The sequence below is a fragment of the Streptomyces sp. NPDC034085 genome (assembly GCF_055575555.1).
This window is the reverse complement of the sequence record NZ_JBVISL010000004.1, coordinates 102486-115189: the sequence shown is the minus strand read 5'-3', so window position 1 is coordinate 115189 and position 12704 is coordinate 102486. Positions and strand designations below refer to the sequence as shown.

Sequence of the window (12704 nt, the reverse complement as noted above, 5' to 3'; positions counted from 1 at the left end):
CGTCAGCCCTGGTCCGCGGCCTGCCAGACCGTCGTGATGTTGCAGAACTCCCGGATGCCGTGCCCGGACAGCTCGCGCCCGTACCCGGACCGCTTGACGCCGCCGAAGGGCAGGGCCGGGTGGGAGGCGGTCATGCCGTTGACGAAGATCCCGCCGGCTTCGAGGTCGCGCACGAAGCGCTCCAGCTCGGCGTCCTCCCGGGTCCAGACGTTCGAACTGAGACCGAAGGGCGTGTGGTTGGCCCGCTCCACGGCCTCCTCCGGGCTGCCCACCCGGTACAGGGTGGCGACGGGGCCGAAGGTCTCCTCCAGGTCGATGCGCATGGCCGGGGTGACGTCGGCCAGGACCGTCGGCTCGTAGAACCAGCCGTCCGGGCGGCCGGGCGGGCGGCGGCCGCCGCACAGGACGGCGGCGCCCTGCCGTACGGCGTCGTCGACCAGCTCCTCCACGTCGGCGCGGCCGCTCTCGGTGGCCAGCGGGCCGACGTCGGTGGACTCCTCCATCGGGTCGCCCACGGTCAGGGCCCGCATGCCGTCCGTGAAGAGCCGCGCGAACTCCTCGTAGACGTCGTCGTGGACGATGAACCGCTTGGCGGCGATGCAGGACTGGCCGTTGTTCTGCACCCGCGCCGTGACCGCCGTACGGGCCGCGCGGGCCACGTCGGCCGACGGCATCACGATGTACGGGTCGCTGCCGCCGAGCTCCAGGACGGTCTTCTTGACCTCGTCCCCGGCGACGGAGGCCACCGCGCGCCCGGCCGGCTCACTGCCCGTGAGGGTGGCCGCGGCCACCCTGGGGTCGCGCAGGATGCCCTCGACGGGGCCCGAGCCGATGAGCAGGGTCTGGAAGCAGCCCTGGGGGAAGCCCGCCCGGTGGAAGAGGTCGCCGAGGTACAGGGCGGTCTGCGGGACGTTGGACGAGTGCTTGAGCAGGCCCACGTTGCCGGCCATGAGCGCGGGCGCGGCGAAGCGCACGACCTGCCAGAGGGGAAAGTTCCACGGCATGACGGCGAGCACCACGCCTAGGGGCCGGTAGCGGACCCGTACGGCCGAGGCGCCCGCGTCGCGCACGTCGGCGTCGGCGGGCTGCTCGTCGGCGAGGAGGGACTCGGCGTGGGCGGCGTACCAGCGCATCGCCTTGACGCACTTGGCCGCCTCCGCGCGGGCCGCAGCGAGCGGTTTGCCCATCTCGACCGTCATGGTGCGGGCGACGTCCTCGGCCTCCGCCTCCAGCAGGTCCGCCGCGCGGCAGAGCAGCGCGGAACGCTCGGCGAAGGCGGTGTGCCGGTAGGAAGCGGCCGTGCTCGCCGCCAGGGCCAGGCAGCGCTCGATGCCGGCGGCGTCGAGGGCGTCGAAGGAGAGCAGCGTCTTGCCGGTCGTGGGGTTGACGGTGGCGATGGGCATGGTCCGACCTTCCTGCGAGGGAGCCGCCCCACCGACCCTGCCCCCCGGAGCCCCGCGACGCAACGCGGGGACCGGCCACCGGTCGTACCCCCTAGCGGCGACCGCGCGGCTTGCCCCGCTTGGCGGCGGGCTTTCCGCCCGAGCGGGCCGCGGGGCCGCCCGCGGTCCTGCCGCCGGCCTTGCCGGCACCCGTCTTGCCGCCCGCCTTGCCGGCGGCGTTCCCGGCCGCCTTGCGCTGCTTGGGCTGCGGCGGGGTGGGCGGGCGGCCGCGCGTGCTGTTCACGGTCCGTCCGCGGACGATCCCGATGAACTCCTCCACCAGGTCGGTGGTCTTCTCCTGCGGCCAGGACAGCGCGACCCGCGACGCGGGGGCGTCGGTGACCGTCCGGTAGGTGAGGTCCTTGCGGTGGTGCAGGCGGGCGAGGGACTGGGGGACGACGAGGACGCCGATGCCCGCGGCCACCAGCTCGACGGCGTCCGCCGTGGTGGCGGGCCGTTCGAACGCGGGCTGTCCGGGGAGGTCCTCCCACTCCAGGACGTCGTCGAGGGGGTGGAGCACGATCTCGTCGGCCAGGTCCCCGGTGGTGACCTCTTCCACGGCGGCCACCACGTGGTCCTTCGGGACCACCACGACGGTCGTCTCGGTGTAGAGCGGGATCGCGCTGAGGTCCGCCCCGTCCACGGGCATCCGTACGAACCCGGCGTCGGCGTCACCCGTGCGCAGCGCGGCGAACACCTCGGCGGCGGCCACGCCGACGAGGGCCAGCGGGACGTCGGGCAGCCGCTCGTTCCAGATCCGCACCCACTTCGTGGGTGTCACTCCCGGGACGTAGGCGAGCCGGAACGAAGGGGGTACATCCGAGCCTGTCACCCCGCAAGGCTACCGGTCGTGGTCGGAGGTAGCGCACACGCTCGATACCCTTGACACCATGACGTCCCACCAGAGCACCCAGACGATGAAGCCCGCGACCGCGGCGAAGAAGCTGGGTGTGTACCTCGAGGCCACCCCCGCAGAGTTCCAGGAGGGTGTCGTCTCGCGCACCGAGCTGAACGCACTCCAGGCCGAGCCGCCGGCCTGGCTGGTGGAGCTGCGGCGCAACGGCCCGCACCCCCGCCCGGTGGTCGCCTCGAAGCTCGGCGTGTCCATCGCCGGTCTCGCGCGCGGCGGAGTCACCGAGGCGCTCACCACCGAGCAGATCGAGGCGATCAAGCAGGAGAACCCGGAGTGGCTGCAGAAGGAGCGCGCCACCCAGGCCGAGGTCCGCAAGGAGAGCGTGCGGATCAAGGAGAAGCAGGCGGAGGAGGCCGCGCGGCGCTCCGAGCAGCAGGAGCGCGGTCCGCGTTCCTGACCTCCCCCCGCGTACACGGACGGCCGGGCCGGGTCCCCGAGGGACCCGGCCCGGCCGTTTTGCGCCGCTCGCCCGCGGGCACGCGGGTCATCGGCCCGACGGGGTGACCAGCCCCGTCTCGTAGGCCGTGATCACCAGCTGGACCCGGTCGCGCGCGCCCAGCTTGCTGAACAGGCGCGCCACGTGCGCCTTGGCGGTGGCCACGGAGATGAACAGCTCCTCGGCGATCTCCGTGTTCGACCTGCCCCGCCCGACCAGGGTGAGGACCTCCCGCTCCCGGTCGGTGATCCCCTCGACCACCCGGGGCGGCCGCTCCCGGGCGACCGGCGCCCGTACGAAGTCGGCGATCAGACGGCGCGTGACGGCCGGGGCGAGCAGCGCGTCCCCGGCGGCCACCAGGCGGACGGCCGCCAGGATCTCGTCCAGGGCCATGTCCTTGACGGCGAAGCCGCTCGCGCCGGCGCGCAGCGCCCCGTAGACGTGCTCGTCCTCGTCGAAGGTCGTCAGGACGAGCACCCGGGGCGCGCCCGGGCCGCTCGTGATCCGGCGGGTCGCCTCGATGCCGTCCATGCCCGGCATCCTGATGTCCATCACCACCACGTCGGGGCCCTGCTCGGCGGCCAGCCGGACCGCGTCCCCGCCGGTGCCGGCCTCGCCGACCACCTCCAGCCCTTCGCTGTCGGCCATGAGCATCCGCAGCCCGGAGCGGATGAGCGGCTGGTCGTCCACGAGCAGGACGCGCACCGGAGCCGCGTTCATCGGGCCGCCTCCGCCACCGCGGGCAGGGGCAGCTCCGCCGCGACCCGGAATCCGCCCTCGGGGCGGGGGCCGGCGCTGAAGCGGCCGCCGAGCAGGCTGACCCGCTCGTACATGCCGGTGATGCCGAAACCGGTCTCCGCCGCGCGTCCGGCCGCTCCCCTGCCGTCGTCGACGACCTCCACCGTCAGCTCCTCGTCCCGGAAGCCGACGGTCACCCGGGCCTGCGCGGCGCCGGCGTGCCGGACCACGTTCGTGAGCGCCTCCTGCACGATGCGGTACGCCGACAGCTCGATCTCCGGCGGGAGCCGGCGCGGCTCGCCGGTCCTGCGGACGTCCACCCGTACGCCCGCCGCGGCCGGGGAGGCCGCCAGCGCGTCGAGGTCGGCCAGCCCCGGCGCGGGTCCGGTCGCGGTGTCGCCGCCGTCCGGGTCCGGCTCGGCCCGGCGCAGGGCGACCAGGGTCCGGCGCAGCCCCGCCAAGGTCTCGCGGCTGGTGGTCTCGATGGCGGTCAGCGCGTCGCGGGCCTCGTCGGGCCGGGTGGTGATGACCCGGCTTCCGGCGCCCGCTTGGATGGCGATCACGCCGATGCTGTGCGCGACCATGTCGTGCAGCTCGCGGGCGATGCGCAGGCGTTCGGCGGTGACGGCCTCGGAGACCTCCCTGCCGCGCAGTTCCACCGCGTGCTCGCGGCGCTGGCGCAGCGACAGCCCGGCCAGCCAGGCGAGGCATCCAGACAGGACCGCGACCAGGGCCGCGCCGCCCACGGCCGGCCCCGGCACCAGCAGGGCGACGGCCGGCAGCACGACCGCTCCGCAGACGGCGCCGGCGACGAGGGCGGTGCGGCGCGAACGCGTGGCGGCGACGACGCCGAGGACCAGCTCCGCCGGGAGGTAGACCGGCAGGTGCTCCGGTCCGTGGTGCGGCACGGAGAAGGCCACGAGCGTCCCGCTGAGCAGGGTGACGGCCAGCGCCGCGAGGGGCCTGCGCCGCACCAGCCCGGCCAGCAGGCCGGCGGCGAGCAGGAGGGTGCAGGCGAGCACCGGCCAGGGGGTGCTGGAGGCGAGGCCGATGACCAGGCCCGCGACGAGGAGGTGGGCGGCGGCCCCGGCCCATGCGCGGACGGCCGGACCCGCCCCCGCGTCCGGTGCCGCGGGCGGGCGGGCTGTGCGTGTTGTTCTGTCCATGTCGCGACAGTAACCAGCCCGCGCAGAACGGACATCGGCCCGGGGACGTAAGCCCCGGGCAGGGTCCGGCCCGTGGCGGCGCCCTTGCGCGAGCGTTCTGAAACCCGTTCGTCCGCACGGCGTTAGAAGGAGGTACGGACCGGCGCGTACGCCCCCGCCACGCGCCGGTCCGCGCGACGCCGACCACGAGTGACACGAGTACGAGGAGCGAGATGACGGACCCCACTCCGGCCGGAACCGGCCGAAGGCGACTGGCCGCCCGCTGCCGCAGCATCACCGAGGCCCCGTCGTTCGGGATGGGCGTCTTCGCGGTGATCCTGCTCAATGCGGCACTGATGGGCGTGGAGACGTACAGCGGGCTGGCCGCCTCGCACCGCCAGGTGCTCCGGATCGCGGAGGAGTCCTGCCTGACCCTCTTCACGCTGGAGATGCTGTTGCGCGTGGGTGCGCACGCCGACCGGCCGAAAGCATTCTTCCGGGATCCCTGGAACATCTTCGACCTGCTGATCGTGGCCTCCGCCTTCCTGCCGTTCCTGCGCGAGAACACCACCGTGCTGCGGCTGCTGCGCCTCGCCCGCGTGCTGCGCACCGCCCGCTTCCTCCCCCACCTGCGGATCCTGCTGCTCGCGGTCGGGCGGAGCCTGCCGGGCACGGCCAGCTTCCTGTTCATCGGCGCGCTGGTGGTGTACGTGTACGCCATGGTCGGCTGGGTCTGCTTCGCCGCCTCCGACCCGCAGCACTACGGTTCGATCGGGCGGGCCGCGCTCACGCTGTTCCTGCTCACCACCCTGGACGGGCTGACGGACGCGGTCCGGGCCGGGCTGGAGATCTCCCGGTTCAGCATCCTCTACTACGCCTCGTACGCGCTCCTCGCCTCCTTCGTCCTGGTGAACGTCCTGATCGGCGTGGTGCTCAACTCCCTCGACGAGGCGCGGGAGATGGAGGAGGCGGACGCGCGGGCCCGCGAGCGCGCGGCGAACGCCACGGGTCCGGCCGACGAGGTCCGGGAGCGGATCGCCGCCGCGCGTCTCGCGCTGGACGACCTGGAGGCGAGCCTCGACCTGGTGAAGGCCGGGCCGCCCGCCCCGCCGGGCCGGGACCGCCTGGCTGACCGGCGGCTCGAATCCGCCGTGTAGCGGGCGGCGCGGGCACCGCCCCCGCCGCCGGGATGTGACGGAATCCTGACGTGCGGCCGTCCGCTCTGGCGCCCGGGCGGGGCCGGTGGTCGAATCGGCGGGTGAACACAGAGGGAAGCACCGGACAGACGGCGGGGCCCGGCCCGCAGGGCGGGCCCGACGGCCACGGCGCCCCCGTCGGGCGGCGCCTGGTGCTCGGCATGGTCGGGCTCGGCGCCGCCGGGCTGGCGGCCGCGCCCTGGCTGCGGCGGGGGGTCGAGGCGGGGCTCGGTGCCGCCGCCGGCAAGGACCCGACCGGCATCACCGGGCTGCTGCCCGACGGGGGCGGGTTCCGGTACTACTCGGTGGCCGCCTCCGTGCCCGAGCGCGGCCCGGCCGACTACCGGCTCACCGTCGACGGCCTGGTGGAGCGCCCTGCGGCGTACGGCCTCGACGCCCTGCGCGCGCTGCCCCAGACCCGGGTCGTGCGCGACGTGCAGTGCGTCACCGGCTGGCGCGTTCCCGAGACCTCCTTCGAGGGGGTGCCGGTGTCACGGCTGCTCGACGCCGTGGGGGTGCGGCCCGAGGCGCGAGCCATCCGCTTCAGTTGCTTCGACGGGACCTACACGGAGAGCCTCACCCTCCCCCAGGCCCGGCGCGACGACGTCATGGTGGCCCTGCGGATGCAGGACCGGCCGCTGAGCCACAGCCACGGCGGACCCGCGCGGCTGTACGTCGCGCCGATGTACTTCTACAAGTCGGCGAAGTGGCTCTCCGGGATCACCGTGACCCGCGACGTCGAACCCGGCTACTGGGAGGGGCTCGGATATGACGTCGACGCCTGGGTCGGCAGGTCGAACGGACGCGACGATGCCCCGACCGTCTGAAGGGGCCCACCGCGTACACCGGTTCGGCCGCGCCGGGCGCTGGGTCCACCGGGCCACGGCCGCCCTCATGGGCGTCTGCGTGATCTCCGCCGGCTGCCTGTACCTGGCACCGCTCGCCGAGCTGGTGGGGCGCCGGCACCTCGTCGTCACGGTCCACACGTGGTCGGGGGCGGCACTGGCCGCGCCGCTGCTGGTGGGACTGGGTTCCCGCGCCTTCCGCGCCGACCTGCGCGTGCTGAACCGCTTCGGCCCGCACGACCGCGTCTGGCTGCGCTCGGCGCTGCGGCGCCGGGGGCCGAGGCCCGCCGGGAAGTTCAACGCCGGGCAGAAGCTGTACGCGGCGTGGCTGGCGGGGGCGGTGCTGGTGATGCTGGGCACCGGGCTGCCGATGTGGTTCACGGGCCTCGCCCCGCTCGTGCTGCGCACCGGTGCCACCTTCGTGCACGACTGGCTGGCGCTGGCCCTGGCCGTCGTACTGGCGGGGCACATCGGCAAGGCCCTGGGGGATCCGGAGGCCCGGCGCGGCCTGCGCACCGGCTCGGTCGCGCGGTGGTGGGCCGAGCGCGAGCACCCGCTGTGGCAGCCCGGCGGCTGACCCGGCCCCCGCGCCGAGGAGGAGCCGGGGCCGGGGCCGGTTCAGCCGCGGTCGCGGACCGCGACGATGCCGTTGAACACGCCGACGTAGGCCGTGCCGTCGGGGCCGAGGGTGATCGGCGCCCAGTTGTTGTCGTACAGGGGGCCGGTGCCGGTCAGCCGCCGCCAGCGCCGCTCCCCGGTGCGGAAGTCCACCGCGGTGAGGTACCAGGAGTCGATGCCCCAGACGCTGGGTTCCTTCTCGTAGAAGTAGAGCAGCCCGTTGCCGGTGGAGAGCTTCGGCACCACGGAGGGAGCACGGACCGGGCTCTCCCACACGGTGTCGCAGCCGCTGCCGTCGGCTCGGACGTCGATGCGGGTGACGCCGCCGACGACCGACTTGCCCAGCAGCAGCGAGGCCGGGTTCTCGTAGCCGTAGTTGTTCTCGACGACGATGCTGTTGCCCCAGGTGATCAGGGAGTTGTCGGTGGTCGAGGCCCCGGATCCGAAGACGGGCACCCGGCAGACCAGCCGCCGGTCGGCGGGGACGTCCGCGCCGCGCCGGTAGACCAGGACGTTCATCCGGTCGTCGGCGTTGTCGGTGATGGCGACGTAGCCGTCGCCGAACAGGTCCGGGGTGGTGCCCGAACCCTGGTTGACGGAGCCGGGCTTGGTTCCCGTCCCGCGGTCGTACGTCTGGCGCCACTGGGCCTCGGGGGTGCCGTCGGGGCGGGTGCGGAACCCGTACAGGGCGTGGTCGGTGACGATGGAGACGCCGTCCTCGGCGACGGAGAAGGAGTTCTGGATCTCCTCGCCCTCCAGCCGGATGGAGCGGATCCGCCCGCTCGCCGGGTCCACGGTGCCCACCCCGCCCTGGCGGGTGACCCACCAGATGCGGCCGTCCCAGTCGGGCATGACCGAGGTGACCGGGTCGCAGGTGCCGCTGGGCCGCAGGTTGGTCCAGCCGACGCAGTCGTGCGGCACCCGGCCGGTGAGGTCCCAGTCGTCGGTGACGGTGAACTTCCAGCTCCCGCCCGATGCGTCGGGGTGCCACGCGTGGGCGAGGCGCAGCACGTGCTGGCGGGAGTCGGCGAGCACGGCCCGGTCCTGGTCGTCCAGGTAGAAGTAGGCGCCGCCCGAGGTGTCCTTGAAGATCTTCGCGAAGTCGAGCGAGGTGATCGCCTCGACCGTGGAGGGACGCTGCGGGAGCTGGTACTCGGCGAGCGTGGCGAGCGTGCGGGGTTCCAGGAGCTTGACCTTGAAGCCGGAGAAGGTGCCGCAGACCGTGACGAGGCGGCCGCCGGAGTCGAAGGTGGCGGTGGCGCACTCGCCGCCGAGCGCCGCGATCTTCTCGCTGGTGACCTGCGGGTCCTTCCCCAGCGGGCCGGACCACGGCGAGGTGGCGCTGCCGGCGGCGTCCGAGTGCATGCCGCTGCGGCCGTTGGGCGCGAGGAAGGGGTGCTGGGGCGGGGCCGCGCCCGGCAGCGGCGCGGCGGCCGCGGGGGCGCCCTCGTAGTGGCTGACCAGGCGGTGGCCGGGCGCCTGGGGGATCTCGTCGGCCTGGGCCGGGGTGATCGGGCCGATCACCGTCAGGGCGGCCAGGGCGGGGACCACGGCGCAGTTCAGCGCTCTTCGGAACATCGGGGCGTCCTCCTTGCCGGACGGGGCTGTTGACGTTGCGTCTGATGTCGCGCCGCCGCCAGACGCTAGGTCGCGCTGTCCGAGGAGTCCATGGATGCGCCGGACGGTTCACGAAGGCGCAACAGTCGCCCGGCCGTCCGCGATGTCGCTCCGGCGCGGCCGCGGCACCAGCGCCGGGGCCACGCAGGCGCGTTGCAGCCGGCCGTCGCTGACCTCCTGAGGGCGCCGGGCGAGGAGGCCGGCGCCGAGGCCGACCCGGTCGGCCGGCTCGGCGGTTCCGCGACGAGGTCGTACAGGCTGAGGCGGGGGTCGGCCGAGAGACGGGGCTGCTGGAAGGCGACGCCGGCTTCGATGCGCAGGGAGCGCGGGGCGCCCGTCCCAGGGCCGCAATGACGCCGGACGGGAGCGGATGCGCACGAACCCGCCCAGACCGGCGCCCGGCGACCGCCCCGGCCCGCCAGGGCCTTGTGGAGCCGCCTCCCCCGTGCCATATATGTCTAGACCATTAGAGGAAGGCATCCCGTGCGAGGCACCCCTCCCCCGCGCCGGGCTTGGGCGGCGCTCGCCCTCGGCCTGGCGGCGACCCTGACGGCGTGCGGCGCGGACGGCGACACCGAGCCCCCGCACACCCCCGCCGGCCTCACCGCACAGGCCGGCAGCGCCACTTCGGTCCACGTGATGTGGCGGGCACCCGACACCGCGGACGGGGTCAGCGGCTACCAGGTGTTCCAGGACGGCCGGCTGGTACGGGAGCTGCCCGCCGACAAGACGATGACGGACATCGCCGGCCTCACCCCGCGGACGGCCTACTCCTTCACCGTCCGGGCCGAGGACGGAGCCGGGAACCGCTCCCCGCTCAGCGCCCCCGCCGAGGTGACCACCCCCGCAGCGAAGGCCGAGGACCACCAGGCCCCCACCGCCCCGCCCGCCACCACCGGGCGCCCCGAGGGCCCCCGCGCCGTCCGGCTGAGCTGGGGCGCGGCGACGGACGACACCGGCGTGACGGCGTACGACGTCTACCAGGCCGGAGTGCGCGTCCACACCGCCTCCGGCACCGACACCGGCACCATCGTCACCGGCCTCCAGCCTGGCACCGCCTACGAGTTCACCGTCCGCGCCCGCGACGGCTCCGACAACTCCTCCCCCGACGGGCCACCGGCGGCGGTGACCACCCCGGCCGATCCCGGACAGGCCCCGCAGACCGCGCCCGGCTCGTTCACCGCGACCGCCTCCCCCGGCACGGTCGAGCTGGCCTGGACCGCCCCGGACACCGGCCGAGCGACGAGCGAGTACCAGCTGTACGTCAACGACCGGCCCGTCACCGTCATCCAGTTCGGGGCCGGGGCCGTACCGCAGGACCGGGCCACCTACCGGCTGACCACCACCGAGCCCGGCGGCACGGTCTGGACCCTGAAACTGCGCGCCCGGCTACCCGACGGCAACTGGGGGGCCTTCTCCGAGGAACGGCGGATCCTGTTGGCCGGCTGACACCCCGCGGGCACCGCGCCGCCGCGGATCCCGGCCGAACGGCCGTGGCGCGAAAGAAGATCGCGCACAATACATCCGTGTTCGGTGAGTACTCGGTCAACCACAATCAGGCAGACTCCGCACGCGGGGGCCCTGCGCCAGACCCGGGCGGCATGCCGGGGAACCTGCCGCCGGAAACAGCCGGCTTCATCGGCCGCGAGGCCGAACTGGCGGGCCTGGAGGGCCTGTTGGAGGAGCGGAGACTCGTCACCCTGACCGGGGTCGGCGGCGTCGGCAAGACCCGGCTCGCCCTGCGGGCCGCCACCCGCCTCAGCCGCTCCCGTCCCCGCGGGATGCGGCCCCACGGGATCCGGCCCCACGGGCTCTGGTCCCACGGCATCTGGTGGGTGGAGCTCTCGCCGCTGCGCGACCCCGCCCTGCTCACCACCACCGTCGCCCACGCCCTCGGCCTCGCCGACCACGCCGCCCACCGCCCCGACGAGGAGCTGTGCGCGTGGATGGCCGACAAGGCCCTGTTGCTCGTCCTCGACACCTGCGAGCACATGGTGGCCGAAGTCCGCCACCTGACGGGCGAACTCCTGCAGTCCGCACCGGGACTGACGGTGCTGACCACCTCCCGGGAGCGGCTCGACTCCCCGGGCGAGACGGTGCTCGAAGTCCGCCCGCTGCCCTGCGAGGGCCCCGACAGCGAGGCGCTGGCCCTCTTCCGGGCCAGCGCCCTGGCCGCGAGCCCGCAGTCCTCCCCCCTCTTCGCCGACCCCGCGGGGGCCCGGACCGCCGCCGAGGTGTGCCGCCGGCTGGACGGCATCCCGCTCGCCCTGGAGCTGGCCGGGGCGAGGATGCGGCTGTGGAGCCTGGAGCAGATGGCGCAGCGCCTCGGCGCGCGCTTCGAGGTGCTCTGCGGCCCCCGCGCCGCCCTCCCGCCCCGGCACCAGACCATGCGGACCGCGATCGGCTGGAGCCACGAGCTGTGCGAGCCGGTGGAGCGGCTGCTGTGGGCCCGGCTCTCGGTGTTCAGCGGGGACTTCGACGTCGCCGCCGCCCGGGCCGTGTGCTCCGGCGGGCCGCTGCCCGCCGCCCGGGTGGAGCGGGTGCTGGAGGGGCTCGTCGCGAAGTCCGTCGTACGGCGCTCCGAGGAGCGGGGCGCCGGGGCGCGCTACCGGATGCTCGACACCATCCGGGAGTTCGGGCACGACTGGCTGGCGGAACTGGACGAGGTACGGACCGTCGCCGACCGGCACGCCCACTGGTACGCCGCGCTGTCCGGCGCCGCCGAGCGGGGCTGGCTGGGGCCCGGCCAGGTGGACTGGTACCGCAGGATGAGCGCCGAGCACGCGCAGCTGCGCACGGCCCTCGAGCACCTGCTCGGCACGGATCCCCCGGCGGCCCTGGAGATGGCCGGGGGCCTGTGGTTCTTCTGGTTCTCGTGCGGGCACGTCCACGAGGGCCGGGCCTTCCTGGAACGCGCCCTAGGCGGGGCCCCGCCCGCGGGTGCCGCCCGCGCCCAGGCCCTGTGGGCGCTCGGCCTGACGATGCTGGCCCAGGGCGACATGGAGGCGGCCCGGCGGGTGGGCGCCGACTGCGCCCGGGAGGCGGCGCTGCTCGGCGAGCCCGAGCGGCAGTTGCGCGCCGCGTACCTGTGCGCGGTGTCGGTCCTGATGCCGGGCGACCCGGTGGAGGCGCTCGCGCTGGCGGGGCCCGGGGCGCGGGCGGCGCACGGCGGACGGACGAGCGGGGCGGGGTGGCTGCTGTGCCGGCTGGCGACCGCGTTCGCCCTGTACGACCTCGGGCGCTTCGAGGAGGCCGCGCAGGAGGCGCGTGGGCTGCGGGAGGCGTGCGCGGAGCTGGGCGAGCGCTGGCTGCGGGCGTACGCGGACTACGTCCTGGCCCTCGCGGCGCTGGGGCTGAGCCAGCACGGCGAGGCCGCGCGGCACGTACGGGCCATGCTGTCCGGCAAGCGGCTGCTGGGCGACCGCTTCGGCATCGCGCTGGGCCTGGACCTGCTCGCGGCGGCGGTGGCGGCCCTCGGGGACGGTGAGCTGGCCGCACGGCTGCTCGGCACCGGGCACGCCTGGTGGCGCACGGTGGGGCGGCCGCAGATGGGCTCGCCGGCGCTGACGGCCCTGCGGGACCTCGGCGAGCGGCAGGCCAGGGCGGCCATCGGCGACGCGGCGTACGAGACCGCGTTCCGCGGTGGTGCGGCGGCACCCACCGGCTGAGCCCCAGCCGGCGGGCCGCCTGTTACCCGGACTCCCGTCAGTACGGGAGGGGTCTGCCCGACGGTGTGCGCAGGTCCAGGTCTCGG

11 protein-coding genes and 1 pseudogene are annotated in these 12704 nt (G+C 74.9%); 6 read left to right on the top strand and 6 right to left on the bottom strand.

Annotated elements, in window-relative coordinates; all coding sequences use genetic code 11:
• Positions 1-2: 2 nt before the first annotated feature.
• Positions 3-1403, bottom strand: a complete 1401-nt coding sequence (locus tag ACZ501_RS15400; protein ID WP_468795683.1) for an NADP-dependent succinic semialdehyde dehydrogenase — start codon at positions 1401-1403, stop codon at positions 3-5.
• Between the two features lie 91 nt (positions 1404-1494).
• On the bottom strand, positions 1495-2274 hold the full coding sequence (locus ACZ501_RS15395; RefSeq protein WP_361608393.1) for a LysR substrate-binding domain-containing protein: 780 nt from the start codon (positions 2272-2274) through the stop codon (positions 1495-1497).
• Positions 2275-2332: 58 nt separating this feature from the next.
• Between ACZ501_RS15395 and ACZ501_RS15390 the strand changes: the two genes are divergently transcribed.
• Entirely contained in the window at positions 2333-2752 is a 420-nt protein-coding gene (locus tag ACZ501_RS15390; RefSeq protein ID WP_362456135.1) for a DUF5997 family protein, read from the top strand.
• An 87-nt stretch (positions 2753-2839) separates the two neighbouring features.
• On the opposite strand, the gene ACZ501_RS15385 is transcribed toward ACZ501_RS15390, so the two are convergent.
• Together ACZ501_RS15385 and ACZ501_RS15380 are read right to left on the bottom strand one after the other, a co-directional pair.
• Positions 2840-3511, bottom strand: coding sequence for a response regulator (locus ACZ501_RS15385; RefSeq protein WP_468795680.1), 672 nt, complete (start codon positions 3509-3511; stop codon positions 2840-2842).
• Positions 3508-4695, bottom strand: a complete 1188-nt coding sequence (locus ACZ501_RS15380) for a sensor histidine kinase (protein WP_468795678.1) — start codon at positions 4693-4695, stop codon at positions 3508-3510. Before ACZ501_RS15380 ends, ACZ501_RS15385 begins: the two co-directional genes overlap by 4 nt.
• Before the next feature lie 212 nt (positions 4696-4907).
• Here ACZ501_RS15380 and ACZ501_RS15375 point away from each other — a divergent pair, with 212 nt between their 5' ends.
• The 3 genes from ACZ501_RS15375 (at position 4908) to ACZ501_RS15365 (ending at position 7292) form a co-directional block, all read left to right on the top strand.
• On the top strand, positions 4908-5831 hold the full coding sequence (locus ACZ501_RS15375; protein WP_362456141.1) for an ion transporter: 924 nt from the start codon (positions 4908-4910) through the stop codon (positions 5829-5831).
• A gap of 101 nt (positions 5832-5932) precedes the next feature.
• Positions 5933-6697, top strand: coding sequence for a molybdopterin-dependent oxidoreductase (locus ACZ501_RS15370; RefSeq protein WP_468795675.1), 765 nt, complete (start codon positions 5933-5935; stop codon positions 6695-6697).
• Positions 6681-7292: a cytochrome b/b6 domain-containing protein gene (locus tag ACZ501_RS15365; protein ID WP_468795672.1), complete on the top strand. Its 612-nt coding sequence runs from the start codon at positions 6681-6683 to the stop codon at positions 7290-7292. The genes ACZ501_RS15370 and ACZ501_RS15365 overlap by 17 nt, the downstream gene beginning before the upstream one ends.
• 41 nt (positions 7293-7333) lie before the next feature.
• Here the strand turns inward: ACZ501_RS15365 and ACZ501_RS15360 are convergent, their stop codons facing one another.
• Both ACZ501_RS15360 and ACZ501_RS15355 read right to left on the bottom strand, forming a co-directional pair.
• The gene (locus tag ACZ501_RS15360) at positions 7334-8911 is read right to left on the bottom strand and encodes a hypothetical protein (protein ID WP_468795669.1); all 1578 of its coding nucleotides are present in this window, start codon (positions 8909-8911) and stop codon (positions 7334-7336) included.
• A 153-nt stretch (positions 8912-9064) separates the two neighbouring features.
• Positions 9065-9282, bottom strand: a pseudogene (locus ACZ501_RS15355) (ABC transporter ATP-binding protein); the annotation flags it as partial.
• A 151-nt stretch (positions 9283-9433) separates the two neighbouring features.
• Here ACZ501_RS15355 and ACZ501_RS15350 point away from each other — a divergent pair.
• A complete protein-coding gene (locus ACZ501_RS15350) occupies positions 9434-10399 on the top strand; it encodes a fibronectin type III domain-containing protein (RefSeq protein ID WP_468795666.1) in 966 nt (321 codons plus the stop codon).
• Between the two features lie 152 nt (positions 10400-10551).
• Positions 10552-12618 carry an ATP-binding protein gene (locus tag ACZ501_RS15345; RefSeq protein ID WP_468795663.1) on the top strand — a complete coding sequence of 689 codons (2067 nt, stop codon included), beginning with the start codon at positions 10552-10554 and terminating at the stop codon, positions 12616-12618.
• The last annotated feature ends 86 nt before the right edge of the window (positions 12619-12704 follow it).